Here is a 26,215-nt window from a genome sequence, read left to right as displayed (position 1 = left end):
CCGGGAGGATGCTCCCGCCCGCGAAGGGGCGGTGACGTCGGCGACGTCAGCGACCTCCTAGATCGTCATGCCGCGGGCGCGTTCGCGGGAGATCGTGGCGATGGTGTAGGGCCGGTCGGATGGCCCCGCTGTCGTCACCCGGTAGAGCGTCGACGTGCGCGTGCGGTGGATCGTCTCGGCCGTCGAGGTGACCGGCGCGCCGAGGCCCGCGGGCCGCAGGTAGTGGATGCGGATCCCGGTCGTGCGCTCGGGCTCGTCCGGTGGGGCGAGCGCGTCGGTCACCAGGTCGGACAGGCACAGCAGGACGCCGCCGTGCACCGTCCCGGCGATGGTGTCGAACACCGAGTGCCCGGGCAGGATCAGCCGGCCGAGCTCGCCGTGGCGGGTCGGCCCCGCCGCGGCGAGCCCGAGGGTTTCCAACAGGCTGCCGTGCGGTGCCGGCGGCAGCGCCACGGCGGGGTCGTACGCCGGCCCGGTGACCGGCACGGGCCCGGCGCCGTCCGCTGGGAATCTGCCGTTGGCGGGCGCGGACGCGGGGTCGGTCGCCACCGGGACCCAGTGGAAGCGACCGGCCGCGACGGCGGCGAGCCGGCCCGCGCTGTCACGGACCTCGCAGACGGCCATCGCGCCACGCTCGTCCCGACCGAGCAGACGGGCGTCGGCCACCAGATGCGGCCCGGACCACGGCGGCCTCGTCACGATCTCCAGCGACAGCTCCGCCGTCACGGCGTGGCTGCCGGGCGGGCAGGCGCGGTGGGCGCGGTGGAGCGTCAGGCCCAGTGCGTCCTCGACCAGGACGCCGAGCGCCCCCGCGGTCGGTTCTCCGCCCACCCCGACCAGCCACGGCCCGAGCTGCGCCACCATGCGTGGTCCCGCCACGCTGGTCCCTCGCGCGGCGGGCCGCTGCTCGCCGGGGCCCGGCACGAGGTACTCCGGCCACGCGGTGAGGCGCTGCTCGGGGCGCACCCGGAACCGGCTCTGCGGGTACTCCCGCCCATCGGCCCCATCCGCCCCATCGGCCCCGTCGGGCTGGTCGGTGCTGGCCCTGTAGGTGCCGCCGGCGGGCGGGGAACCGGTGGGTACAGGGCCGGCAGGATCTGGTCCGGCGCCGGACCAGGTGCCCGGAGGAGTCCGGTACGGGCCTGGTCGGGGCGCCGCCGTCCGCAACGCCGATGATCGGGTCGCCGAGATTCTGCTCATGCTGCCGCTCGCGTCATCGCCATCCTGCCTGACCGGTAGGCGGTCCCGCCCGACCGGGTAGTCCGTCGCGGTGGCGCCACCTGCGCCCCTGCCCACAAGGCGCCTCCCTGCGCCTTACCCGATCTGTACGCGGCGGGTCCCCGCGCATCCTCGGGGGTCCGGCATGCGGCGGTCCCCGAACGGCGGTGCCGTACCGCGACGGTGGTCGGCGATAGGGTCGACTTCCGGAGGCACCTCCATCTGCGCTTCGGGAGGACGGACATGAACATCGGACTGCACGTCGCCGACTTCACCTTCACCGGCGGGCCGGCGACGCTCGCCCAGGACCTCACCCGGGTGGCCGTCGCCGCCGAGGACGGCGGGTTCACCAAACTCAGCGTGATGGACCATCTGTGGCAGATCGCCCAGGTCGGCCCACCCGAGCACGAGATGCTCGAGGCGTACACGACGCTCGGCTACCTTGCCGCGCGCACGAGCCGCATCGACCTGCTGGCCTGGGTGACCGCGGTCGTCTACCGCGCCCCCGGCCTGCTCGCCAAGCTGGTGGCGACGCTCGACGTGCTCTCCGAGGGCCGGGCGTATCTCGGGATCGGCGCCGCCTGGTTCGAGGAGGAGGCTCGGGGTCTCGGCCTGCCGTTCCCGTCCACGGCCGAGCGGTTCGAGCGCCTCGAGGAGGCCCTCGAGATCTGCCTGCAGACCTGGGGCGACTCGGATGCCCCGTACCGGGGCAAGCACTACCAGCTCGAGCGCACCCTCGGGGTGCCCCAGCCGCTGCGCCGCCCGCACCCGCCGATCCTCATCGGTGGCGGCGGGGAGCGTAAGACGCTGCGCCTGGTCGCCCGGTACGCCCAGGCCTGCAACCTGTTCGCCGGCCCGGAACTCGCGCACAAACTCGAGGTGCTGCGCGGGCACTGCGCGGACGTCGGCCGCGACTACGACGAGATCGAGAAGACGGTCATGGGCCCCCTCGACCCCGGCCCGGACGGCGAGAAGATCGACGAGTTCCTCGAGTCCCTGCGCGATCTCGCGGCCCTCGGCATCACCCACTACCACGGCTGGGTGCCGGGCGTGGCCACGATTCGCCCCCTGGAACTGCTCGCCGAGCGCGTCATCCCCGTCGCCGCCGCCTTCTGACCACCCCGCCATCCCTCTGGCCACCCCGTCGCATCTCCGGTGAGCCGTCGGGCGTCGAGGCGGCGGGGAACGCCCGATGCGGGTCCGGCTGGTCGACGGGTCGCTCTGGTAGGGCAAAGCGGACACGAAACCGGTAACTAGGACCACGGCGGCCGTCCTGTGGTGCGAACCCGGACCACCTGAGGGAGGAAACGGTCCGCAGCGGTCGCGTGCTCCGCCGGTGATGGGCCCGCGGGGGCGGCTTGATCGCGGCGGTCCATCCGCGGTGGCTGGCCGGCCGAGCGGGGATGCGCTCGGGCAAGTGGCTCGGGGAGGTGCGCTCGGGCAAGTGGCTCGGGGAGGTGCCGCGGGGAGGTGCGCTCGGGCAAGTGGCTCGGGGAGGTGCCGCGGGGAGGTGCGCTCGGGCAAGTGGCTCGGCCAAGTGGCTCGGGGAAGCGGCCCGGGGAGGTGCCGCGGGGCGAGATCGCGGGTAATGATCAGGGCATGTGGACGGGCCTGAAACGAGCGGTGTCGGGACGAGTGCGCTCCCGAAGTGCGAAGTCGGGCGGTGCCGCCGGTGCGGGCGGTGCTGATAGCAGCGCGTGGAATCCGACGGGCTGGTGGTGGTGTATGGACCATGATCGGGTGGAGAACCCGCCGGACGCGCCGGGGCATCGTCGGCTCGGGCCGTACGAGACCGCCGAGCAGGCGGCGAACTGGCGCCAGCGCCTCGATGACCGCAACGAGCAGTGGGACGAGGAGGACCGACGCTGGGCCGCCGGCCGAGACGACTGACCGGCCCGGAGACTGACCCGGCCCTGGCGCGCGTGTCCGGTTGTGATCACAGCCATGGGGAGCTCTGCCCCGGATCACCGCCGCCCCGACCCTCCCGACCCTCCCGTAGGTCACGATCAGTAGCTGAAATCGAGCGGCTTCGCCGCACCATCCCATGATCACAATGAGATGCCGGGCCTAGCCGCCCCGGGAACGGTCACTCGGGGCGGGGGGCTGTCACCGTCAGCTCCGGTCGTCACGATCAGCGAGCCCTCTCCCCGCCGCCGACCCGCCACGGCCCTGCCCGCCCCAGCGCGTGACGACGGATCGGCCCCGGAAAACATCCGTGGCGCTTCTACACGGTTACGAAGGTACAAATCGGACAGAAAACCGCTAGAAGCGCCATCATCGCGCGCCATCAGCGCCACCACCCCCGAAACCCATCACGGACAGCGAGACTCACCGGGTGAACCCGGCCGCAGGCCGGAGATCCACGAGAAGCAACCTGGTGGACCGCCGTGGCCACGGGGAACCGGTCCGGCCGCGGCCGATCAAGGTGTGGACCGCCGTGGCCACGGGAACCGGTCCGGCCGCGGCGGAGCAAGGTCTGGTCGCCGCGGGAACGGTCATTCGGGGCGGGGGCCGTCGCCGTCGACCTCGGCGGAGCCGGCGAGGCGCAGTTTGCGGGCGGCGCGTTCGTAGAAGGTGGTGTGGCCGAGGCGGACGACCTCGACCGCGCCGGGGCGCGCATGCAGGGTCATCGTCGCACCAGCGGTCAGGTGGCCGGCGACGGTGCCGTCGACCTCGACGGCGAGCATCGCACTGCCGGGCAGGACGTCCAGGGCCAGGCTGTCCCGCACGGACAGCACGATGCCCCGGTTGAACGCCGAGTGCGGCGCGACCGGGGTGACCAGCAGCCCCTCCACGGACGGGCTGACGATCGGCCCGCCCGCGGAGAAGCTGTACGCCGTCGACCCGGTCGGCGTCGACACGACGACGGCGTCCGCCGCATACCGGACGAACGGCCGACCGTCCACCCGCAGCTGTACCGCGGCGCTCCCGCCATGCCCGGGGACACGGATGACGGCGACGTCGTTGAACGCGGTCACGGTCGTCGCGCCGATGCGGGCGTCGACGGCCAGGCGCGGTTCGACGGTGAACTCGTGGCGGTCGATCGCCGACAGTGCCGCGGGCAGTTCGGGCACGTCGACCTCGGCGAGGAAGCCGAGCCGGCCCAGGTTCACCCCGAGGACGGGGGCCCGGCCGGGTTCGGCCAGGCGCATCGCGCGTAGCATCGTCCCGTCGCCGCCGAGGCTGACGAGCAGGTCGCTGCGAGCGGAGAGCTGCTCGTGGTCGACCGCCACCGCCGCGCAGCGCAACCGTTCGATCTCGCCCTCGACCCCGAGGACGGTGACCGCGCGCGACCGCGCCCAGGCGAGGATCGCCTCGACCGCCTGGGCGGAGTCCCGCCGCGGATGCAGCACCACCCCGACCGCCCGCACAACCCCCCCGTCCCCGTCCCCGTCCCCGTTCCGGCAGGTCCGGCGGACGGGGTCCGCCCGCCGCCCTGCATCCCATTGTTGTCCTCGTCGCCGAACTCGCCGGCCACGGGCGTGGGCCGAGAGCGGTGTGTCACCCAGGCGGGGCTGCGGCGACGGAGCGGTCGGGACGCCAGGGACGTGGTTCGGCGGGGATGGCGGGAAGGGGGTCGACCAGGACCTGGCTGTACCAGCCGACGTCATGCCAGGCGCCGAACTTGAATCCGACGCGGGGATAGACGCCGATCAGGGTGAAACCGGCGGCGGTGTGCAGCCCGACGCTCGCCGCGTTCGGCAGGGAGATGCCGGCATACACGTTGAGGTAACCCAGCGCCCGCAGCTCGGCGAACAGCCGCTCGTAGAGCCGCCGCCCGAGCCCCTGCCGAGCCCCTGCCGAGCCGCTCTGATGCTGACCATCGTTCCTCCGCCGGTGCCAGAAGGTTCGCGTACTCGTCGGAATTATCCGACGTGTACGGCAGGCGCCGCGCCGAGAAGCCTCGTAAGCTCCGCGCGCAGAATGTCCATACCATCGAGGCTCAGCGCCGACTCGGGATGGAACTGCAACCCGGTGAAGAACGCTCCGCGCAGGGCGTGCACCGCCCCGTCGGCCGGGTCGCGGGCCAGCTGGACGGGACCCAGCGCGCTCACGTGCACGTCAGCGTCGCAGACGGCGGTGAACGTGGAGTAGAACCCGACCCGGCGGGGCCGGCCGAACAGGTCGATGGCGCGGGCCAGACCCTGGTGCGGGTCGGGACGGCGCCGCAGCGGCAGGCCCAGCAGCTCGGCGAGGACCTGATGGCCAAGGCAGACGGCCAGCAACGGCGCACGCCGCGCCAGCCGGCGCTCGACCAGACCGCGCAGCGCCGCCATCTTCGGGTCACCGCCGCGGTGCGCCGTCGGATCACCGGGCCCGGGCCCGACCACCAGCAGCTCCGCGCCATCCGGGTTGTTGCCTACCTGCGTCCACGGCCGGATGGTGACGGCCAGGCCCAGGGCGTCCAGCAGGTGTCCGAGCATGCCGGCGAAGGCGTCCTCGGCGTCGACGATCAGCACCGAGCGTCCAGCCAGCGCGGACCGCCGCGGTTGCGCGGAACCGTCTGGTGTCGGGGAAACATCGGGCGTGGGCGGCGCGGGGACGACGCGGTTCATGCCGGGACGGCTAGCGCGGTCGAGCCAGAAGGCGGCGAGCCCGGCGTTGCGTCCGGCCAGGGCCGCCGCGACGGCCGCGTCCGCACCCCACGGTTCGGCGGTCGAGAGGTTTGCGGCCGGGATGGCACTGATCGGGATGGCACCGATCGGGATGGAGCTGGCCGGGATGGAGCTGGCCGGGGAGGCGGAGGGCAGGCCGAAGGCGGACAGGATCGCGGCGGCCTTGGTGCGGGTCTCGGCCGCCTCGCCGTGCGGGGTGGAGTGGCGGACCAGGGTCGCCCCGACGGGGACGCGCAGGATGCCGTCCGGGGTCAGTTCGGCGGTGCGGATGAGGATGGGCGCGTCCAGGGTCTGGCGGCCCGTGCCGTCCAGGCCGAGCAGTGCGGCCACGCCGCCGTAGTAGCGCCGGCCGCGGCGCTCGTGCCGCGCGATCACCCGCAGGGCGTTGCGCAGCGGGCTGCCGGTGACGGTGGGGGCGAACATCGTCTCCCGCAGGATGTCCCGGATGTCGGCGTCGCTGCGCCCGGTCAGCAGGTACTCGGTGTGGACGAGCCGGGACATCCGCCGCAGCCGGGGCCCGTGGGCGCGCCCGCCGTGCTCGGTGATCCGGGCCATCATCTTCAGTTCCTCGTCGAGGACCATCGACAGCTCGTCGGTCTCCTTCGGGTCGGCCAGAAACCGCAGCAGCCAGTCGAGATCCTGGTCCCGGTCCGGCGGCAGGTGGTGGGTTCCGCAGATCGGGTTCATCGTCACCTGCCCGCCGGCCACGCTGACGTGGCGTTCGGGGGACGCGCCGACGAAGGTGCGCCGGCCGGTGTGGATCAGGAACGTCCAGTAGGCGCTGGGCTCGTGGCGGAGCAGATGGCGCAGCGCGGTGAGGGCGGCGCGCAGTGGCGGGCCGTCGACGGTGGCCGTGAACGTCCGGTGCAGGACGAAGTTCGAGCCCTCCCCGTGGCCGATCTCGTCCCGCAGTACCGCACGGACATGCTCGGTGTATCCCTCGTCGTCGATGTCAAAAGCCCCGTCGCGGACGGCGGGCGGGCCGGCTGGCAGCGCGGCGAGCGCGGCGAGGGTGTCGGCGAGGGAGATCCGGACCTGGTCGGTGACGCGCAGAGCCTCGAGCGGGACCCCGTCGTCGACGCAGGGCAGGCCCGCCTCGGTGAGCTGCCGGAACGGCACGACCGCCAGGGTGCGCGGCCCGGCCGGTCCACCGGGCACGGGCAGCTCAGCCAGGCGTGTGACGGCGAGCGGCTCGCCGAGCAGCAGGTCCAGCCGGTCGGATCCGGCGGCTTCGGGGGCGGATTCCCTGGCGCCGGGGGCTTCGGGCCCGGTGCGGCGCAGCAGGGCGAAGGGGCCGGGGTCGTCGCCGGCGGCGCAGGCGGCGACGAGACGGTGCAGCAGGTCCATGGACGTCCTCGTCGGGTGGGACGCGCCGCCGGGGCCCGGGGCCGACCCGTACCCGGTGTGGTGCAGTGCCCGTCGAGGAGCTCGCTCGTCGGGTGGACTGCCCGTCGAGGAGACGATGGCGGCCGCCGGAGGGGGCGGCCGCGTGCTCGGATGCGGGTTACGCGCGCGTCAGGACGGCCGCCAGAAGGACGGCCCGCCACAGACCTCTGCGCGCAGACATGGGGTCACTCTAACGCATCACCCGCCCGTGGCGCGGTCAGCCTCGGGCCTCGGCCGGGCCGTCGGATCAACGCCGGGTGGTGGTCCTGTTGGTTTATAGTCGTGAATGTGACATCGCTGGACGCTGCCGCCAACCTGGAGTGGCAGCGCGGGCTGCCGCGTAAGCGTCTGGGTGCGGCCTGTCTGCTCGTCGATGCGCATGGTCGGGTGCTGATGGTGAAGCCGACCTACCGGCCCGGCTGGGACCTGCCCGGCGGAACAGTGGAGCTCGACGAATCGCCGCGCGCCGCGGCGCGCCGGGAGGTCGGCGAGGAACTGGGGCTTGACCGCGCACCCGGGCGGCTGCTGGCCGTCGACTGGGTGCCCGCCTCGCCCGGGCGAACCGAGGGGATGGCCCTCGTCTACGACGGCGGCCTGCTGACGGCCGCGGACGCCGCCCGGATCCGGATTCCCGCCGACGAGCTCGCCGACTGGTCCCTGGTCCCCGGGAGCGATCTCGCCGAGATCACCGAGCCGAGGATCGGCCGCCGGGTGGCGGCCTGCCTCGCGGCTCACCGCGCCGGCAACGCCATCTACCTCGAGGATGGCCACCCGCCAGCCTGACCGGCCGGGGACGATGGCCCGATCCTCGGCCACTCGCCGGGCCGGCCGGATCGGCCACTCGTCGGACCGGCAGGCTACCCGCCGGGGCGCGGCCTTGTGGGGGCCCCTGATGGCATCAAGGGACCAGCGCCCCGGGCGGAGCCGGCACGGCCACCACCGGGCCAACCGCGCGCGTCAGGACCTGCCCGGATGGCGATCCGCGCGGGTCGACCGCCGAAGGTGACGCCGTGCGAGTGGTGTCACCAACGTGGCGCGGCACGTTGTCCGTTTTGGATGCGATGGGGAGGATTTCACCAGGCGCGCCGGCCAAGCACGACGGGAACGACTTCGAGGATCGGTAGGCCATGGGTTCAGCCCGCAACACCGCGCGGACGTCGCGTGAGCAGTGGCAGGCCCAGCTGGCCGGACGGTCGGCGCGAGCCCAGCACGATCTGCTTGTCGACCTCATCGACTCCCGCGTCAGCGCGGCCACCGGTCGTCCGGTCGGCGGTGACCCGCGTGCGCCCTGGCGGTCCCGCGGGGTGTACCGCGACGCCGCCGAACGGCTGCGGGCCGACCTCGGCGCGCGGACCGGCGTCACCCTGCCGGCCACGTCGCTGTTCGACCTGCCCAACCCGCACGTGCTCGCCGACCATCTGCGCCGCGAGCTGCTCGCCGTCACCACGTCGGCCGTCGGCCAGGAACCCGCCGGCCAGGAACCCGCCGGCGAGGAACCCGCTGGCCAGGCAGCCGTCGGCCAGGAACCTGTCGGCGAGACGGCCCTCGGCCAGGCAGCCGTTGCCCGGGCCGCTGTCCGCCCGGAGCCGGACGACGATCCGATCGTGATCGTCGGGATGGCCTGCCGGCTGGCCGGCGGCGTCGACTCCCCGCGGGCGCTGTGGGAGCTGATCCGCGACGGCCGCGAGGCCACCTGCGACCTGCCGGACGACCGCGGCTGGGACCTCGACTCCCTCCACGATCCGGACCCGGACCGGCCGGGCACCGTCCACACCCGCCGAGGCGGTTTCCTGGCCGGCATCGACCGGTTCGACGCGAACTTCTTCGGCATCGGCCCCCGGGAGGCCGCGGCGCTCGACCCGCAGCAGCGGCTGATGCTCGAGATCTCCTGGGAGGCACTCGAGGACGCCGGCATCGACCCGCGGTCGCTGCGGGGCAGCCGCACCGGGGTGTTCACCGGGACGTCCCTGTCCGACTACGGCCCGTCCTGGCACCTCGCGCCGACGTCGGCGCAGGGCCAGCTGCTCACCGGCACCGCCTCGGGCGTCATCGCGGGCCGTGTCGCCTACACCCTCGGCGTGGAGGGACCGGCGCTGTCCGTCGACACCCAGTGCTCCGCCTCGCTGGTCGCGGTGCATCTGGCCGCCCAGTCGCTGCGGGCGGGGGAGTGCGAGCTGGCCCTGGCCGGCGGGGTCACCGTCATGTCGACCCCGGGCATCCTCGTGGAGTTCAGCCGCAAGCGCGGGCTCGCGCCGGACGGTCGCTGCAAGGCGTTCTCCGCCGACGCGGACGGCACCGGCTGGGCGGACGGCGCCGGGGTGCTGCTGCTCGAACGCCTGCGCGCCGCGCGCCGCGCCGGCCACCGGGTGCTCGCCGTGATCCGCGGCAGCGCCGTCAACCAGGACGGTGCCAGCAACGGCATGACCGCGCCGAACGGCCTGTCCCAGCAGCGGCTCATCCGCGCGGCGCTGGCGAACGCGGGGCTTGGCGCCGCGGACGTCGACGTCGTCGAGGCACACGGCACCGGCACGGCGCTCGGCGACCCGATCGAGGCCTCCGCGCTGATTGCCACCTACGGCCAGGACCGCCCGGCGGACCGGCCGCTGCGGATCGGCTCGCTGAAGTCCAACGTCGGCCACAGCCAGGCCGCCGCCGGGGTCTGCGGCACGATCAAGATCGTCCAGGCGCTGCGGCACGAGATCCTCCCGGCGACCCTGCACGTGCGGGAACCCTCCCCGCACGTCGACTGGTCCGCCGGTGCGGTGGAGCTGCTCACCGAGGCACGGCCCTGGCCCCGCCGCGCCGGGCAGCCCCGCCGGGCCGGGATCTCCGCGTTCGGTATCTCCGGCACCAACGCCCATATGATCATCGAGGAGGCGCCGCCCGGCCTCGCCGCGCCGGGTGTCGTCCCAGCCGCCGTGCCGGTGCCGGTGGTGCTCTCCGGGCGGACCGAGGCCGCGTTGCGCGCCGCCGTCGAGCGGCTCGCCGTCCACCTACGGGCGCATCCCGACCTCGACCTGGTCGATGTCGCGCACACCTTGGCCGGACGGACCCGTTTCGAGCACCGGTCCGTGCTGGTCGTGAACCCATCCACCGCCGTCGCGGCCGGGACCGCCGTCGGGGACGGGCCTGCCGGCGCCGCGGCGGCGCGGGAGCGGCTGCTCGCCGCGCTGGACCGGCTCGCCGGCGGCCGGGTGGCGCCGGGCGTCGTCCAGGACAGCTGCGTGCCCGGGGCGAAGGTGCGCCTGGCGATGCTGTTCACCGGCCAGGGCAGCCAGCGGGCGGGGATGGGCCGCGAGCTCCACCGGGCGTTCCCGGTGTTCGCCGCCGCCCTCGACGAGATCGCCGCTCGTTTCGACGTCCACCTCGCCCGCCCCCTGCTCGAGGTGATGTTCGCCGAGGCCGGCTCGCCCGACGCGGAGCTGCTCCACCGCACCGAGTACACCCAGCCGGCGCTGTTCGCCCACGAGGCCGCGCTGTACCGGCTGGTCACCTCGTGGGGGGTGCGTCCGGCGTCGCTGGCCGGCCATTCCATCGGCGAGCTCGTCGCCGCGTACGTCGCCGGTATCTGGTCACTCGACGACGCGGTGACGCTGGTCGCCGCCCGCGGCCGACTCATGCAGGCCTGCCCGCCGGGCGGGACGATGATCGCGATCCGCGCGGCGGCGGGCGAGGTGGCGGCCTCGCTGGCCAGGTGCGGGGGACGGGTCGCGCTCGCCGCGGTCAACGCGCCGAACGCGGTCGTCATCGCCGGGGACGCCGAGCCCGCCGAGCGGATCGCCGCGCACTGGGCGGCCCGGGGCGTCGCGACCCGCCGGCTCAACACCAGCCACGCGTTCCACTCCCCGCACATGGACGGCATGCTCGAGCAGTTCCGCCGGGTCGCCGCCGGCGTGCGCTTTCAGCCACCCGCGCTGCCGATCGTCTCGACGCTGTCCGGCGAACCCGCCGCGGCGGAGCTGCTCGATCCCGACTACTGGGTACGGCAGGTCCGCGGCGCGGTGAACTTCGCCGGCGCCGCCCGCAGAATGGCCGCCGACGGCGCCGGAGCCTTCCTGGAGCTGGGCCCCGACGCGGTGCTCACCGCACTGGTCCCCGCCTGCCTCGCGGACGAGACGGCCGCCGCGGCGGGACCGGTCACCACGGGACCGGACCCCGCGACCACGGACCCCGCGGCGACACCTTCGGCCGACGCCGGGGCGGTCCCGGTTCCCGCGCGGGCGGATGCCGCCGGGCGGCGAGAGCCGCTGGTCGTCGCGACGGCGCGGGCGAGGCGGCCCGAGGTCGACACGATGCTCGCCGCCGCCGCCGGCCTGGACGCCCGCGGCATCGACGTCGACTGGCGGGCGGTGCTGGGCCGCCCTGGCCGGCTGGTCGAGCTGCCCACCTACCCCTTCCAGCGCCGCCGCCACTGGCTGGATGGCTCGGGGGTCCCGGCGCTGTCCATCCCCACGCCGAGGGCCGGATCGTCCGGCGCCGTGGTAGCCGGCGGCGCAACGGCCGGTGGTGCGCAGGCCGGTGGTGCGCAGGCCGGTGCGCCGAGCGACCCGTCAGGGTGGCGCTACCGGACCCGGTGGCAGGAACTCCCCGACGCCGACGTCACGGCCATGCTCACCACGCATGCCGGGATCGGTCAGCTCGGCGACACCATCCCAGCGACTCCCGGGGGGCGCTGGCTGGTGCTCGTCCCGCCGCGAGGTGCCGATCCGGCCCTCGTCGACCGGCTTGGCTGGGTGCTGGAACGCCTCGGCGGCAGCGAGGTGGTGCGCCTCGGGCGGGCAGACCGTCAGGAGATCGCGGCCCGGCTGGCCGCCTGCCGCCCCGCCAGCGCCGGCGCCGGTACCGAGGCCGGCGACCGCGCCGACGCCGGCGCCGGCGCCGCCAGCGGGCCGATCAGCGGGGTCGTCTCCCTGCTGGCGCTGGATGACACTCCCGATCCCGACCATCCGAGCCTGCCCGTCGGGTTCACCCTGTCCGTCGCCTGCGCGCAGGCTCTCGCGGACGCGGCACTGGACGCGCCACAATGGATGATCACAGCCGGGGCGGTGGCCACGGGCGACGACGACCCGGTGACCCGACCCGGGCAGGCGATGCTCTGGGGCCTGGGCCGCACCCTGGCGCTGGAGCGTCCCGGTACCTGGGGCGGCCTGATCGACCTCCCTGACCTGGGCTGGCGCGTCCCGGGGCTGCTCGGCGCCGGGCGCGCCGAGCCCGGCGTCGACGACCAGTCGTTGCTCTGGCTCGGGTTCGCGCTGACCGCGAACTCCGGCGACGACCAGTACGCCGCCCGGCCGCAGGGGCTGCGCGTCCCACGGCTCGTGCCGGTGCCCGCGGCGGAACTGGCCCCGTTCGAACCGGGGGCCGAGCGCGCCTGGCGTCCGACCGGCACCGTGCTGATCACCGGCGGGACCGGAGCCGTCGGCGCGCATGTCGCCAGGGCGCTGGCCCGTGCCGGCGCTGGACGGCTGGTGCTGACCAGCCGGCGCGGTCCGCGAAGCCCCGGCGCGGCGGCCCTGCTGGACGAGCTCACCGCGCTCGGCGCGCGGGCGACGGCCGAAGCCTGTGACGCCGCGGACGAGAGGGCACTCGCCGGGCTGCTGCGCCGGTACGCGGGCGACGACGAGCCGGTGACCACGGTCGTGCACGCCGCCGGCATCGTCGGGCCGACCCGGCCCCTCACCGAGCTCACCCTCGCCGAGGTCGCCGAGGTCGTCGCGGGCAAGGCCGCGGGCGCCGCTGCCCTCGAGCGGCTGCTCGCCACGCCCGAGGGCGCCACCATCACCGACATGGCGCTCGTGTCCTCGATCGCCGCGGTGTGGGGCAGCGGCAACCAGGCCAGCTACTGCGCCGCGAACGCCTACCTGGACGGCCTGGCCGGCCAGGCGCACCCGGCCGGCCAGGCGGGCCACGGGGGATGCCGGATCACCTCCGTCGCCTACGGCCCCTGGGACGGCGGCGGGATCGGCGCCGAACCGGCACTGCGCGCGTATCTGACCCGCCGCGGTCTGCGCCCACTCGCCCCGGCCCCGGCGGCCGCCGCGCTCGTCGCCGCGCTCGGTGCGAGACGCCCCCCCGCCACGGGACACGAACCGGGAACCGGCGTGGGAACCGGCGTGGGCGTGGGCACCGGGGTGGGAGCTGGTGCCGAAACGGGCGCGGGGTCGCGGACCGTCACGGTGGTCGACGTCGACTGGGCGCGGTTCGTGCCCTCGATCACCGCGGCGCGGGAGAACCGGTTCTTCGACCTGCTGCCGCAGGGCGATGGGTCCGGGTTGCCCGTCGCCGGCCGTCGCGCGGAACACCTCGACCGCGTGTCCGCGTCCGGGCGGGCGCCAGGGCCGGACGACGAGCCGACGGCCGGGGCGCCCGTGGTGCCGACCAGCCCCCGAGAGCTGGCCGGGTTGGTTCGCGCCGAGGCGGCCGATGTCCTCGGGTATGACACGCCCGAGGAGCTCGACCCGTCCCGGCGGTTCCTCGAGCTTGGGTTCGACTCCCTGGCTTCGGTGGAGCTGCGCCGCCGGCTGGTGGCGGCCGCTGGCATCCCACTCGCGACCCAGGCCGTCTTCGAACATCCCACCGTCACCGAGCTGGCCGCCCATCTCGCCGAGCTTGCCGCCCGTCTCGCCGCCCACGGCAACACGCACGGCAACACTCACGGCAACGCCCACGGCCGGGCAGATGGCCACCATGGCCACGGCAACGCCGGCGTTGCCGGCGGCGACGCGGTCGGGGTGCGCGGGCTGTACCGGCAGGCGTGCGCTGACGGCAAGTTCGCCGCGGGCGTCGGGGTGCTGCGGGCGGCGGCGAAACTGCGGCCGGTCTGCGAGTCCGTCGATGAGTTGGGTCCGCCGGGCCAGCCGGTGCGCCTCGCCTCGGGGCCTGCGCCGCTGCCACTGATCTGTCTGCCGTCGATGGTGGCGCCGTCCGGGCCGCACAACTTCGCCCGCATCGCCCTGCACCTGCACGGCCGCCGCGACGTCCACGCGCTGGCGCACCCCGGGTTCGGGGACGGCGAACTGCTGCCCGCCACCGCCGCGCTCGTCATGGAACGGCACGCCGACACGATCATGCGGGCGTTCCCGGACTGCCCGGTGGTGCTCGCCGGCTACTCCTCCGGCGGCTGGCTCGCCCACGGGATCGCCTCCGTGCTGGAGGAACGCGGCGTGCGTCCGGCGGCCGTCGTGCTGCTCGACACCTGGCTGCCCGCCGACCGCATCCCCGAGGAGGACATCCAGGAGGAGCTGCGCGGCATCGCCGTCAACGAGCAGGCGTACGCGCTGATGACCGAGGCCCAGGTCACTGCGCAGGGCGCCTACCTGGACCTGTTCGAGAACTGGCGGCCCCGGGACGTCCGCGCGCCGGTGATGCTGGTGCGGGCGAGGACGCGGATGCCACGGATGCCGCGGCGCGCCGTGGCCGAGGACGTGACCGGCGCCGGCCAGACCTGGACGAACGAGTGGACGCTCGATCACGAGAGCTTCGACGTGGCCGGCGACCACCAGTCGATGATGCACGAGCACTCCGCCGCCACCGCACTCGACCTGCACCGCTGGCTGGAAGGCGTCGAGGCCCGCGCGCACGCGCAGGCCAGCTGACGGCGAGCGTCCCGCGGTGAAAGTGGGCAGCCGACTGGGTTCCTTCTCGTGGATCTCCGGCTTGCGGCCGGGGTCACCTGGTGAATCTCACTGTCCGTGATGGGTGGCGCCGCTGATGCGCAGGATGTCGCTTCTACCGGGTAATCTGTCCGGTTTGCCCCTTCGTAACCCGGTAGAAGCGACACGGGGGTTTTCCGGGGCCGGTCCGTCGTCACGCGCGGCGGAGAGCAGGGCGGTGGCGGGGCGGCGGTGGGAGAGGGCTCGCTGGTCGTGACGACCGGGGGCTGACGGTGACGGCGGGGGCACCGTGCACCACCGGTCACGCGGTACGCCGCGGGTCTGATGTGTGTGACGGAAGATCGCACCACGCCGAACCAGGTGGTGTGCATGCAGTGTCCCTGACCGCGACCTCAAGGGCGCGGACCGCGGCGGATCTGTTCACCCAGACGTCCGCGGTCTGTGCCCGACGGGTAAGACGCGGTCCGCTGTGGCGCCATCTGATCCCGCTTGTCTGGTCAGACGCTCCCGCGGCGACGGTCGCCGTCCGGCGCGCGTGGAGGACGAGTGGATCGCCACAACACGGCTGGTCTGAGCTCCGCCGGCAGGACTGTGGACGGCCAGGCAACCGACGGCCAGGCAACCGAGGGCCAGGTCACCGAGGGCCAGGTCACCGAGGGCCAGGTCACCGAGGGCCGAGGCGTCGACGAGCAGGATGTCATCGCGCGAGGCACGGATCGCCGCGGAGTCGGACGGCGTGGTGTCCTCGCGGGGATGGTCGCCACGCCGTTCGTCGCCGCCCCGTTGGCGGTGGCCCTGGCAGGTGCCGCTCCGGCCCAGGCCGCCACCACCGCGGCCGGCGCCAGCGGATCGCGGCGCCGCGGGGGGACGTTGGTGATCGGGCACCGGGGCGCCTCCGGATACCGGCCGGAGCACACGCTCGCGTCCTACGAGCTCGCGGCGCGCCTCGGCGCGGACTTCGTCGAACCCGACCTCGTACCCACCAAGGACGGCGTGCTCGTCTGCCGGCACGAGCCGGAGATCGGCGGGACGACGAACGTCGCCGATCACCCCGAGTTCGCCGGACGCAAGAAGACGGTGCTGCTCGACGGAGTGTCGACCACCGGCTGGTTCACCGAGGACTTCACCCTGGCGGAGCTGAAGAAGCTGCGGGCCAAGGAGCGGCTGGCCGCCGTCCGCCAGCGCAACACCCTCTACGACGGGCTGTTCGAGATCCCCGCCTTCACCGAGGTGCTCGAGCTGCGGGCCCGGCTGTCCCGGGAACTCGGCCGGGAGATCGGCGTCTACCCGGAGACCAAGCATCCCACCTATTTCCAGAAGTCCCACCTGCCGCTCGAACAGCGCCTGCTGGACGTGCTGAACCGGTACGGCCTGAACCGGGCGGACGCCCCGGTGTTCGTCCAGTCCTTCGAGACGACGAACCTGGCCCAGCTGCGCACGCTCGGCCTGCGCACCCGCTCGGTGCAGCTGCTCTCGGCCGCCGGCGCGCCGTTCGACCTGGTCACCGCTGGTGACAAGCGTACCTACGCCGATCTCGTCACCCCCGCTGGTCTGCGCGCCATCGCCGCCTACGCCAGTGCCATCGGCCCGGACAAGCTGCAGGTCATCCCGACGGGCTCCGACGGCGCGCTGGGTAAGCCCACCTCGCTCGTCACCGACGCGCACGCCGCTGGCCTGCTGGTGCACCCGTACACGTTCCGCGCGGAGAACAGCTTCCTGCCCAAGGACTACCAGCGCGGCAGTGCGCCGAACGACTACGGCCGGGCCCTCGACGAGCAGGTCACCTATCTGAAGGCCGGCATCGACGGCCTGTTCACCGACCAGGCCGACGTCGGCCTGCTCGCCCGCGCGATCGCCACCGGCGGCTCCATCGTCGCCACCCAGCCCACCCCTCACTCCGCCACCGTCTGACGCCACGCCACGGATGTGGTCCGGTGCGGTGGGGGCGGTTGGGGGGAGCGGGGTGCGGGGTGCGGGGTATCGTCGGCCAACCCGGTCATGTCCTGGCCGGGGTCATGTCGTGGTCACGTGGGGCCGCGCCGCCGCTGGGACGGGGTCTGGCGGCGATCGCGAGGCCGGTGCCGCCCACGACCCCCACGATGTCCGCGGCTGCCCGCGGGCATCCGCGTCGGAAGGTGTCCCGATGCCCCTCGACGGCATGTCCCACGGTGGCGTGGCCCTTGGTCGCATGGCCGTCGGTGGCCCGCTCTACGCGTTCTACACCCGGCGGCTGCGCCGGGCGGTGATGGCCGGCCCGCTGCCCGCCCATGTCGGCCTGGTCATGGACGGCAACCGGCGGTGGGCCCGCGAGATGGGGATGGCCAACCCCAGCCTCGGTCATCGCTACGGCGCCGAGCATGCCGAGGACGTGCTGTCCTGGTGCGAGGCGGTCGGTATCCGGCACGTGACGGTGTTCGTGTGCTCGACGGAGAATCTGCAGAACCGCGGGGACGCCGAGGTCGCCTACCTGATGAGCGTGATCGAGCGGGTGGTCTCCGACCGCCTCGCCCGCCCGGACGCCCGGTGGCGCGTGCACCTCGCCGGCATGCTCGACGTGCTGCCCGACTCGACCGCGAGGGTGCTCAAGGACGCGGTCGAGACCACGCGGACCTGCGCGACCGGCTTCCACGTCACCCTCGCCGTCGGCTACGGCGGGCGGCAGGAGGTCATCGTGGCGCTGCGCGAGCACCTGCACGAGCGAGCCGAGGCCGGGGACTCGCTTGCCGACGTCGCCGCGGCGCTGACGATGGACGACATCGCCCGGCACCTCTACACCGCCGGCCAGCCCGATCCCGATCTCGTCATCCGCACCTCCGGTGAGCAGCGGATGTCCAACTTCCTGCTCTGGCAGAGCGCCTACTCCGAGCTGTACTTCTGCGAGGCGTACTGGCCGGCGTTCCGCGAGATCGACTTCCTGCGCGCCCTGCGCAGCTTCGCCGCCCGCGAACGACGCCACGGCTCCTAGCGGATGCCGGTCACCGGTTGCCGGTCGGTGGCCCACCGATCGCCGGTGCCGGCCGGCCGGCCGCGCCCGATTATTTCGAGACGCGTTTTCCGCAGAAGTCCGGGTCGATCGTCGTCAGGCCGTTACCGGCGGCGTTCACGGCCGTAAGCGGATAGCACACCGGGATTCGGCCGAAATCCCGATCGAAATCAGTGGTCGTGATGAGGCCGCCAACGGTGTAGTTCCGCACGGCGCGCAGACCGCTGATGAAACCCTGCCGAGTCGGGCAGGGGCCGGCGGCCTGCAGGCCGCGGACGACCATGTCGCCGAGAACGTAGCCGACCTGGGCAAGCGCCTGACCGGAATCCAACAGTTCCGGAGAGTATCGGTTCATGGCGTCCTTGTAGGCGCGGTAGCCGGGGGACGTGGGGTTGACCGGCGGGCTGATGTAGGAGGTCAGGCCGGCGAGCGCGGGCCCGTACTGCGCGAGCAGCTCGGCGCCGGGCAGCTGACTTCCGGCGAGGATGACCTTGAGGGGCAGGTTCCTCTGCCGGACCAGGACGAGGAGCTGCGCGAGGGCATCGATCGTCACGACGCTGGCAAGGATGTTCACCTTGTCGGCGCTGATCTTCTGGATGATCTCGTTCAGTTGGCCCTGGGTCGGTGCCGTGTCCATCGTCGCCGAGGAGACGGGGATGCCGACCGACGCGAAGCTGTCGCGCAGCTTCTGGGCGGGGCCGTCCAACTGACCCGTCCGGGCAGCGTCGGAGATGACCAGGGCACGCGAGCCACCCTGACTCAGGGCGTACTGGCCGAAGGTGGTGACCACGTCGGTCGCGCTGGAAGTTGCCTGCGCATAGTTGACAAAGGTGAACATGTTCCGGTAGGTGGACCACACGGACTCCCCGGAGACACCGGCCACCGGGATGTTGTTCGCGGCAAGATAAGGAGCTCCGCCGGCCGCGCTCGCCGTCGCCTCGACGATGGCGAAGTCCTTCTTCTGCTCGATCAGGTCCCGGCTGGCCACCTGGTTGGTGTCCGGCTGGCCCCCGTCGTCGGCCCAGTCGTACCCGAGCTTTCGGCCGTTCACCCCGCCGGCCGCGTTGATCGCTCCGAACCTGGCGTCGAGCCCCGCCCGCACCGGCCTGAAGACGTCAGCGGTATTTCCGGTGTCCGGGTAGATGAAACCGACCTTGACCTCGTCTGCCGAGACTCCCGGCGTACTACAGGATGCGGCCGACGGGTGCGATGCGGTATCGCAGCTCGCCACGGCGGCCAGAACTAATAATGCGGTTGGTAACGCTGTCAGCGCGCGCATGGACACTCGGCGGTCCTCTCTTCGGCACGGTCGGGAGCCGGTCGTGACGGCGTTCTCGGCACGTTCGGCTGGTCAGTACTATCGCCTGCCCAGCCAGCCGCGGGACGGGTCGAGGCGCGGTGGCAGGCGCTGGGACGGGCGCTGGGACGGGCGCTGGCGTCTGCCGGGCAGGTGCCTGGACGGGGTCGCCGAGGGCCGCTTCGCTGTCTCGGCCATTGTGGTGTCTCGGCGGTCGGGTGCCTAGGCGCGGTCGACCTGGCGCAAACACTTTTCTTTGACACTCGGTGCCACTACACTGCTCCCCCAGTGGGATCGATGCTGGTCCCGCCCGGACCAGCATCGTGCGGTCCAGGATCGTCGAGCGGCCCAGGGGAGAATGCATGGAACCGACCGCGGTTCAGATCGACCAGCCGGTCGAGGCGGCCGACGTGGAGGCGCCGGTTGTGGCGGACCTCCTCGTCGAAGAGGTCTCCATCGACGGCATGTGCGGCGTCTACTGAGCGCCGATCCAGACACCTCGGCTGGATCCGCCGGTCCGGCCGCGTCCGCCCATCCGACCGTGCCCGGCAGCGTGGCCGGCGGCGCTGGTGCGGCGGCGGGCGCGGCCTCGGCGTCCTCGGCGGACTTGTCGTCCTCGGCGGACTTGTCGTCCTCGGCGGCCCCCGGCCGGGCAGGTGGCGGCGAGTTTGATCTGGACCGTCCGTGGCGGCTGCATCCGCGGGTGTCGGTGCGGCCCGAATCGTTCGGTGCGCTGCTGTACCACTTTGGCACCCGGCGGCTGTCGTTCCTCAAGGAGCCGGGGCTGTTGGCGCTGGTCGAGGCGCTGCCCGAGCACGAGTCCGCGCGGGCCGCGGCGGCCGCGACGGGGCTGGCCCCCGCGGACCTCGGCCGTTACCAGCCGGCGTTGGCGACCCTCGCCGCGTCCCAGATGCTCGTTGAGGGGAGCCCGCAGTGACCACCACCGCCGCGCCGGCACGTCTGATCGACCACTTCGCCCGCGGGCTGGCCGCGCCGATCTGCCTGACCTGGGAACTGACCTACGCCTGCAACCTGGCGTGCCGGCACTGTCTGTCGAGCTCCGGGCGGCGTGACCCGCGTGAGCTCACGACCGACGAGTGCAAGGCCGTCATCGACGAGCTCGAACGACTGCAGGTGTTCTACGTCAACATCGGCGGTGGTGAGCCGACGGTGCGCGCCGACTTCTGGGAGCTGGTCGACTACGCGACCGCCCATCACGTCGGGGTGAAGTTCTCGACCAACGGGGTGCGCATCACCGCGGAGATCGCCGCCCGGCTGGCGGCCAGCGACTACGTCGACGTGCAGATCTCCCTCGACGGCGCGACCGCCGAGGTCAACGACTCCGTGCGCGGACAGGGGTCGTACGACACCGCGATCCGCGCGATGGAGAACCTGGCCGCGGCCGGTTTCCGTGGGTTCAAGCTGTCGGTCGTCGTCACCCGGCACAACGTCTCCCAGCTCGACGGCTTTCAGGCGATCGCGAAGCGCTACGATGCCCAGCTGCGCCTGACCCGGCTGCGCCCGTCCGGGCGCGGCGCCGACACCTGGGACGAGCTGCACCCCAGTGCCGCCCAGCAGCGCGAGCTCTACGACTGGCTCGTCGCCGCCGGCGAGAACGTGCTGACCGGCGACTCCTTCTTCCACCTGTCCGCCTACGGCCAGGCCCTGCCCGGACTGAACCTGTGCGGCGCCGGCCGGGTGGTCTGCCTGATCGACCCGGTCGGGGACGTCTACGCCTGCCCGTTCGCGATCCACGACGAGTTCCTCGCCGGCAACGTGCGCGACACCGGCGGCTTCACCCGCGTGTGGCGCGAGTCCGACCTGTTCGCGGCGATGCGCGAGCCGCAGACCGGCGGGGCGTGCGCGTCCTGCGGGCACTACGACTCCTGCCGCGGCGGGTGCATGGCGGCGAAGTTCTTCACCGGCCTGCCACTGGACGGCCCGGACCCCGAGTGCGTCCAGGGCCACGGGGTGGACGCGCTGCTGGCCCGCGGCGAGGTCGCCCCGCCGCGCCCGTCGGCCGACCATTCCCGGCCGGCCCCGACCGGCCCGGCGGCGCGGCGCACGCACGGCGGGCCGGTGCCGGTGACGATCGGGCGGGCCCCGAGCACGCTGTCGCCCGCGCTTCCCCCGGTCAGCGCCTGCCAGGAGGACCCCCTCGCCGGGTTCGACCCGACGCCGACCGTCGCCGTCGCCGTCCGCGCCTGAGGGCTCAAGCCCCGCCCCGCCGCCCCCCGCCGCCCCCCGCCGCCCCCCGCCGCCCCGTCCGCAGGGCGGCGCGGGGCGGCTTGGGGCATTGGGACGGCTTCCCGCCACAGCCTGGCCGGGTAGGCGCGGGCCCGACACCGTCGTCGTCGCCGGAGCGGAAGGTCGGCGGAGCATGATCGAGAATAAAACTTAACAATGTTCAGGCCGGGAGGTATGGTCCGAAGAGGGGAGTGGGCAGGCGGAAGGAGGCGGCGATGGACGGTCGCCACGGGCTGGGCGTCGGGTGCTCGTCGTCACCCGCCGTTGGCGGCGGGTGCCTCGTGGATGAGCGCCTTCCAGCCCCGCATCAGCGCCGTGAGCTCGAGCTCGAAGACGCGGTTGGCGGCGACGTCGGCAGCCGCGATGATCCGTTCCAGCTCACTGGCACGATCGGTGTCGGTGTCGGTGTCGGCGGAGTTGATCCGCGTGGGGCCGAGGCCGGAGCCGGTGGGGCTGCGGGCGGGACTGTCGGGGTCGGGATCGGCCGGGTCCGGCTGGGTGTTCGGCGGCAGGAGCCGCGGGTTCGTCATCGCGGAGCCGAGAGCGAGCATCTCGGCGCTGTCGATGATCGGGAACCAGAACTCCTCGGGCACCCCGTCCGCCAGCATCTTCGCGGCCACGAACTCGCGGGCCGTGTCGCTCACGGCACGGGTCGGCAGGCTGCCGGGAACGAGCAGCGGCGCCGCGTTGGGATGGGACAGGAGCACGCGGCGGAAACGCGTCGTCGACGCGATGATGATCTCGTCCCAGGTGCCGTCGGCGTCCGGGGGCATCACGGCTTTCGCGAGCACGACCCCGACGACGCCGCGCAGGATCTCGTTCTTGTCGGTGAAATGATGGTAGAGGGCGGCACCGCTGACGCCGAGTTCGGTACCGAGCCGGCGGAGGCTGAGTGCGTCAAGACCGTCCCGGTCGATGATGTCGAGTGCCTTGCTGATCGCCTCCCGGCGATCCACGAGCGGCAGCTTCGGCCGTCCCACGTCTCGGTCTCCTTCGCGCGCCGCCCGGCGCCGGTACCAGGTACCCACCCGGAGTCGGCGTCCGTGCCCGGGCTGACCCCGGTGTTCCTCAGTCTGCCTGGCCGGCCGTGGCCGCGGCGCCTGGCTCACGCACCGTGACCAACCCGGCCGGCCCCTGCCCGGCGTCGCCCGCGCACCGACGAGCGCCCGGGGCGCCGCCTCCGTCCACCGCGTCCGGCTCTCGTGATCCCCGGAATCGCCCCGGAAGCCGCGTGGCGAAGGCCGCGCGGCACGAACCATGGGCCAGAAGCATGCGCGAGTAAGCGCGTACCCGAAATTGCCCGACAGGAATCACGCACCAGGAGAGAAGATGTCCCGAGTCCTCGATTTTCCCGTCTTCGACGCGGACAATCACATGTACGAGACGACCGATGCCTTCACCAAGTACCTGCCGGAGAGCCACGCCGGGCTGGTGAAGTACGTCCAGGTGGGTAAGCGCACCAAGATTGCCCTGCGGAACGTCATCAGCGATTACATTCCGAACCCGACGTTCAACGTCGTGGCGCCGCCCGGCGCCCAGGAGATCGAGTTCCGGCTGAAGAACCCGTCGTCGAAGACGAAGCCGGGCGACATCGAGGCCGCCCCGCCGCCGAGGTACATCCCGTCCATCCCGGCGTTCTTCAACCCGGCTGACCGGCTCGCGCTGATGAACGAGCTCAGCATCGACCGCGCGATGATGTGGCCGACCCTCGCGAGCCTGCTCGAGGAGCGCCTGGCCGACGACGCGGAGTCGACCGTCGTCGTCATCCACGCGCTCAACCAGTGGATGCACGAGCACTGGACCTACAACTTCGAGGACCGGATCTTTCCCACCCCGGTCATCACCCTGCCGATTCTCGACGCGGCGCTGCGCGAACTCGACTACGTCATCGAGCGCGGCGCCCGCGCCATCCTGATCCGCCCGGCGCCGGTGCCGACCCTGAACGGGTCGCGCCGCTCGTTCGCGCTGCCGGAGTTCGACCCGTTCTGGAAGCGGGTGGAGGAGGCCGGAGTCGTCGTCGGCATGCACGCCTCCGACGACGGCTACCAGCGTTACCTCAACGACTGGGAGGGCTCGAGCAGCGAGTTCCTGCCGTTCCAGTCGAAGCGCTCGGCGTTCCATCACATCGTGTCCGGGGAGTACCGGTCCATCAAGGACTGCGTCGCCTCGATCATCGGGCACGGCCTGGCCACCCGGTTCCCGGGCATCCGCATCATGCCGGTCGAGAACGGCAGCTCCTGGGTCCGTCCGCTGGTCGGCCAGCTGACGAAGCTCTATTCCCGGGACCCGAGCATCTTCGACGAGGACCCGATGGTCGCCTGGAAGCGCAACATTCTCGTCCACCCCTTCCACGAGGAGGACGTCACCGGCCTGGTCGACGTGCTCGGCGCGGACAACGTGGTGTTCGGCTCGGACTACCCGCACCCCGAGGGCCTGTTCGACCCGGTGACCTTCATCGACGAGATCGAGTCCCTCTCCTTCGAGGACCAGGGCAAGGTCATGGGCGGCAACCTCGCCCGGATCATGGGCATCGACCCGAAGGAGAAGGCCCTCCCCGTCCCCGCCACCGTCTGACCGTCTCGGCCTGACCGGGTTTCGGCCTGACTGGTCTCGGCCCTGACTGGCTCGGCCCTTCGCGGCCGAGTTCGACCGCACGTCACGAGGACGGGGTGGGTCCCACCGGGCTCACCCCGTCCTCGTCTGTGGTCCGGTCGCGGGACGGCGGGGCAGCCGCAGCGCTGTCGCGGTCGTGAATCGGGCCAAGCCTCTCTATAGCCCCCATAGCAGGACCACCGATCGCGGGACCGTCCCGGTCGGCACTTTCGACCGGACACCCCCACCCAATTCCCATGATCGTCACGCCGTGCGGTTTTCCGCCGGGCAAGATCCGCCTAAGTAGGTCGTTGTGGGGGGCAAATCGGACACGAATGCCCCCACCGCGACCTGTTTGGATCTTGACCGCACCAGGTGCCGTCGCCGAGGGTGACCTCTGGCTGCGGGAGTTCTCTGTCTGGCCAGATGGCCAGATGGGCGAGCGGGATGGCGGGCCGGCGGGATGGCGGGACGGTGGAAGGAGGCCGGGCTGAGTCTTCTGTGGGCGCAAAACGGGGCGAAGTGCCCATTGTGGCGCTGGCGCGGCCCCATCCGTGACCCGGCAAAGGGGCTGTGGGGTCGGGGACGGTCTGGTGGCTTTGCCTGGTGATGCGTCGAACGGGGCCCGCCGCTATAGTGGCACTCGGTGTCAAATTGGATGACGCCGCCGTGGAGGTGTGAGGCGCGCCCTCACCCGGGCAGCAGGTCGCCCGGCAGCAGACGCTCTGGCGCGTGGCGCGTGGCGCGTGGCGCGTGGCGTGGCGGGCGCGGAACGTCCGTATGCGGGGCGCGTGCGCGCGGCGGGTCGGTCGGAACGAGGCGGGAGTGCGATGGCCAGCACGAAGGATTGGTTCGAAACGGTCGCCGAGGCGCAGCGGCGGGCCAAGAGGCGACTGCCCAAGGGCGTCTACCTGGCGCTCGTCGCCGGTTCCGAGGCCGGGGTGACGCTGGACGACAACACCGCCGCGTTCGCCGAGCTGAAGGTTCGCCCGCACATCGCCGACCTGCCGGCGACCCGTGACCTGAGCACCACCGTGATGGGTCAGGACATCAGCTTCCCGGTGATCATCTCGCCGACCGGTGTGCAGGCGGTGCATCCCGACGGCGAGGTCGCGGTGGCCCGTGCGGCGGCCGGCGCGGGCACGGCGATGGGCCTGTCGGCGTTCGCGTCCAAGCCGGTGGAGCAGGTCGGTACGGAGATCGACAAGCTGCTGTTCCAGTCCTACTGGCTCGGCTCGCGCGAGGAGATCCTCGCCCGCGCCGAGCGGGCCCGTGCCGCCGGTGCCAAGGGCCTGATCATCACCCTGGACTGGGTGTTCGACTCCCGCCGGGACTGGGGCAGCCCGTACATTCCCGAGAAGCTCGACCTCAGGGCGATGGCCCGCTACGCGCCGCAGGTCGTGATCAAGCCCGGCTACCTTGCCACCTGGCTGCGCAGCCGCTCGCTGCCCGACCTCGGCGTGCCGAACCTGGGCCCGCGCGAGGCCACCCCGCCGACGTTCTTCGGGGCCTACGGTCAGTGGATGGGGACCCCGCCGCCCACCTGGGCGGACCTCGCCTGGCTGCGTGAGCAGTGGGATGGCCCGTTCATGATCAAGGGCGTCACCCGGCCGGATGACGCCCGCCGGGCGGTCGACATCGGCGCGAGCGCGATCTCCGTGTCGAACCACGGCGGCAACAACGTCGATTCGACGCCCGCCTCGATCCGCTGCCTGCCCGGAGTGGTGGACGCGGTGGGTGACCAGATCGAGGTCGTGCTCGACGGCGGGATCCGCCGCGGCAGTGATGTCGTCAAGGCGCTTGCGCTCGGGGCTCGCGCGGTCATGGTCGGCCGGGCCTACCTGTGGGGAATGGCCGCCGGCGGCCAGCGCGGCGTGACCAACGTGCTGGAGATTCTCCGCCAGGGAGTCAGCGAGACGCTGCTCGGGCTCGGGCACTCCTCGGTGCACGAACTGTCGCCTGAGGACCTGCTCATCCCCGCCGGCTTCGCCATCGACCACAAGGTCTGAGCGCATCCGGAAGGGACGCGGCCGGCGTCCGTGTTTACCGGCGACACGCTCGAACGTTCCGCACCCGGACCGCCGCGCCGACGGCGAGTCCGGGTCGCGTGGCGCCCCGGGGGGAGCCCGGGTTGGGCTGCCGCCCGATGAAGCGATGAGGCAGTACGGACGCTACCGTGCCATGAGGCCGGCCGCGACCCGTTTGGGCAGATTGGCCGTACGGGTTCGAAACCATGATGGCATTCGGTCGGATGTATGCGGAC

General features: G+C 72.9%; 17 protein-coding genes. 11 read left to right on the top strand and 6 right to left on the bottom strand.

Going from position 1 to position 26,215, the window contains the following annotated elements; translation table 11 throughout:
• Positions 1 to 57: 57 nt before the first annotated feature.
• Entirely contained in the window at positions 58 to 1,200 is a 1,143-nt protein-coding gene (locus MXD95_RS25920; protein ID WP_250643351.1) for a PaaI family thioesterase, read from the bottom strand.
• Positions 1,201 to 1,461: 261 nt separating this feature from the next.
• On the opposite strand from MXD95_RS25920, the gene MXD95_RS25915 reads away from it, so the two are divergent.
• Together MXD95_RS25915 and MXD95_RS25910 are read left to right on the top strand one after the other, a co-directional pair.
• Positions 1,462 to 2,334: an LLM class F420-dependent oxidoreductase gene (locus MXD95_RS25915; protein ID WP_250643350.1), complete on the top strand. Its 873-nt coding sequence runs from the start codon at positions 1,462 to 1,464 to the stop codon at positions 2,332 to 2,334.
• Between the two features lie 609 nt (positions 2,335 to 2,943).
• Positions 2,944 to 3,108, top strand: a complete 165-nt coding sequence (locus MXD95_RS25910; protein WP_250643349.1) for a hypothetical protein — start codon at positions 2,944 to 2,946, stop codon at positions 3,106 to 3,108.
• Positions 3,109 to 3,713: 605 nt separating this feature from the next.
• Here MXD95_RS25910 and MXD95_RS25905 read toward each other — a convergent pair.
• The 3 genes from MXD95_RS25905 to MXD95_RS25895 form a co-directional block, all read right to left on the bottom strand.
• Entirely contained in the window at positions 3,714 to 4,589 is an 876-nt protein-coding gene (locus MXD95_RS25905) for an NAD(+)/NADH kinase (RefSeq protein ID WP_250643347.1), read from the bottom strand.
• A gap of 130 nt (positions 4,590 to 4,719) precedes the next feature.
• Positions 4,720 to 4,956, bottom strand: coding sequence for a GNAT family N-acetyltransferase (locus MXD95_RS29420; protein ID WP_250643370.1), 237 nt, complete (start codon positions 4,954 to 4,956; stop codon positions 4,720 to 4,722).
• A gap of 128 nt (positions 4,957 to 5,084) precedes the next feature.
• The gene (locus MXD95_RS25895; protein ID WP_285223773.1) at positions 5,085 to 7,181 is read right to left on the bottom strand and encodes an anthranilate synthase family protein; all 2,097 of its coding nucleotides are present in this window, start codon (positions 7,179 to 7,181) and stop codon (positions 5,085 to 5,087) included.
• Between the two features lie 321 nt (positions 7,182 to 7,502).
• Between MXD95_RS25895 and MXD95_RS25890 the strand changes: the two genes are divergently transcribed.
• The 4 genes from MXD95_RS25890 to uppS all read left to right on the top strand — a co-directional run bounded on the left by MXD95_RS25890 (position 7,503) and on the right by uppS (position 17,798).
• Entirely contained in the window at positions 7,503 to 8,003 is a 501-nt protein-coding gene (locus tag MXD95_RS25890) for an NUDIX domain-containing protein (RefSeq protein ID WP_250643345.1), read from the top strand.
• Between the two features lie 344 nt (positions 8,004 to 8,347).
• Positions 8,348 to 14,815: a type I polyketide synthase gene (locus MXD95_RS25885; RefSeq protein ID WP_250643344.1), complete on the top strand. Its 6,468-nt coding sequence runs from the start codon at positions 8,348 to 8,350 to the stop codon at positions 14,813 to 14,815.
• 771 nt (positions 14,816 to 15,586) lie between these two features.
• A complete protein-coding gene (locus tag MXD95_RS25880; RefSeq protein ID WP_250643368.1) occupies positions 15,587 to 16,744 on the top strand; it encodes a glycerophosphodiester phosphodiesterase in 1,158 nt (385 codons plus the stop codon).
• A 277-nt stretch (positions 16,745 to 17,021) separates the two neighbouring features.
• Positions 17,022 to 17,798: a polyprenyl diphosphate synthase gene (gene uppS, locus MXD95_RS25875; protein ID WP_374122148.1), complete on the top strand. Its 777-nt coding sequence runs from the start codon at positions 17,022 to 17,024 to the stop codon at positions 17,796 to 17,798.
• A 70-nt stretch (positions 17,799 to 17,868) separates the two neighbouring features.
• Here the strand turns inward: uppS and MXD95_RS25870 are convergent, their stop codons facing one another.
• Complete coding sequence (locus MXD95_RS25870; RefSeq protein WP_250643342.1) at positions 17,869 to 19,095, bottom strand: ABC transporter substrate-binding protein; 1,227 nt, start codon at positions 19,093 to 19,095, stop codon at positions 17,869 to 17,871.
• A gap of 380 nt (positions 19,096 to 19,475) precedes the next feature.
• On the opposite strand from MXD95_RS25870, the gene mftA reads away from it, so the two are divergent.
• From mftA to mftC, 3 genes are read left to right on the top strand one after another with little or no spacing between them, the layout of a single operon-like run.
• Complete coding sequence (mftA, locus tag MXD95_RS25865) at positions 19,476 to 19,595, top strand: mycofactocin precursor MftA (protein ID WP_250643341.1); 120 nt, start codon at positions 19,476 to 19,478, stop codon at positions 19,593 to 19,595.
• A gap of 59 nt (positions 19,596 to 19,654) precedes the next feature.
• Positions 19,655 to 20,050, top strand: coding sequence for a mycofactocin biosynthesis chaperone MftB (gene mftB, locus MXD95_RS25860; protein WP_518456206.1), 396 nt, complete (start codon positions 19,655 to 19,657; stop codon positions 20,048 to 20,050).
• Complete coding sequence (mftC, locus tag MXD95_RS25855; RefSeq protein ID WP_250643340.1) at positions 20,047 to 21,321, top strand: mycofactocin radical SAM maturase; 1,275 nt, start codon at positions 20,047 to 20,049, stop codon at positions 21,319 to 21,321. Before mftB ends, mftC begins: the two co-directional genes overlap by 4 nt.
• A 293-nt stretch (positions 21,322 to 21,614) precedes the next feature.
• On the opposite strand, the gene MXD95_RS28735 is transcribed toward mftC, so the two are convergent.
• Entirely contained in the window at positions 21,615 to 22,340 is a 726-nt protein-coding gene (locus tag MXD95_RS28735) for a TetR/AcrR family transcriptional regulator (protein ID WP_308301585.1), read from the bottom strand.
• 349 nt (positions 22,341 to 22,689) lie between these two features.
• Between MXD95_RS28735 and MXD95_RS25840 the strand changes: the two genes are divergently transcribed.
• Both MXD95_RS25840 and mftD read left to right on the top strand, forming a co-directional pair.
• The gene (locus tag MXD95_RS25840; RefSeq protein WP_250643339.1) at positions 22,690 to 23,934 is read left to right on the top strand and encodes an amidohydrolase family protein; all 1,245 of its coding nucleotides are present in this window, start codon (positions 22,690 to 22,692) and stop codon (positions 23,932 to 23,934) included.
• Between the two features lie 848 nt (positions 23,935 to 24,782).
• On the top strand, positions 24,783 to 25,961 hold the full coding sequence (gene mftD / locus MXD95_RS25835; protein WP_250643338.1) for a pre-mycofactocin synthase MftD: 1,179 nt from the start codon (positions 24,783 to 24,785) through the stop codon (positions 25,959 to 25,961).
• Positions 25,962 to 26,215 lie beyond the last annotated feature (254 nt).

Origin of the sequence: Frankia sp. AiPa1, assembly GCF_023243075.1 — a bacterium.
Taxonomy (GTDB): domain Bacteria; phylum Actinomycetota; class Actinomycetes; order Frankiales; family Frankiaceae; genus Frankia.
Note: the sequence above shows the minus strand (reverse complement) of the source record. Positions and strands in the feature narration are given on the sequence as shown.

Bases quoted from the DNA above. Each gene is read 5' to 3' on its own strand.
- mftD (WP_250643338.1), top strand. From the start codon at position 24,783: ATGGCCAGCACGAAGGATTGGTTCGAAACGGTCGCCGAGGCGCAGCGG.
- MXD95_RS25915 (WP_250643350.1), top strand. From the start codon at position 1,462: ATGAACATCGGACTGCACGTCGCCGACTTCACCTTCACCGGCGGGCCG.
- uppS (WP_374122148.1), top strand. From the start codon at position 17,022: ATGGCCGTCGGTGGCCCGCTCTACGCGTTCTACACCCGGCGGCTGCGC.
- MXD95_RS25885 (WP_250643344.1), top strand. From the start codon at position 8,348: ATGGGTTCAGCCCGCAACACCGCGCGGACGTCGCGTGAGCAGTGGCAG.
- MXD95_RS25895 (WP_285223773.1), bottom strand. From the start codon at position 7,181: ATGGACCTGCTGCACCGTCTCGTCGCCGCCTGCGCCGCCGGCGACGAC.
- MXD95_RS25880 (WP_250643368.1), top strand. From the start codon at position 15,587: ATGGTCGCCACGCCGTTCGTCGCCGCCCCGTTGGCGGTGGCCCTGGCA.
- MXD95_RS25840 (WP_250643339.1), top strand. From the start codon at position 22,690: ATGTCCCGAGTCCTCGATTTTCCCGTCTTCGACGCGGACAATCACATG.
- MXD95_RS25910 (WP_250643349.1), top strand. From the start codon at position 2,944: ATGGACCATGATCGGGTGGAGAACCCGCCGGACGCGCCGGGGCATCGT.
- MXD95_RS25870 (WP_250643342.1), bottom strand. From the start codon at position 19,095: ATGCGCGCGCTGACAGCGTTACCAACCGCATTATTAGTTCTGGCCGCC.
- mftA (WP_250643341.1), top strand. From the start codon at position 19,476: ATGGAACCGACCGCGGTTCAGATCGACCAGCCGGTCGAGGCGGCCGAC.
- MXD95_RS25920 (WP_250643351.1), bottom strand. From the start codon at position 1,200: ATGAGCAGAATCTCGGCGACCCGATCATCGGCGTTGCGGACGGCGGCG.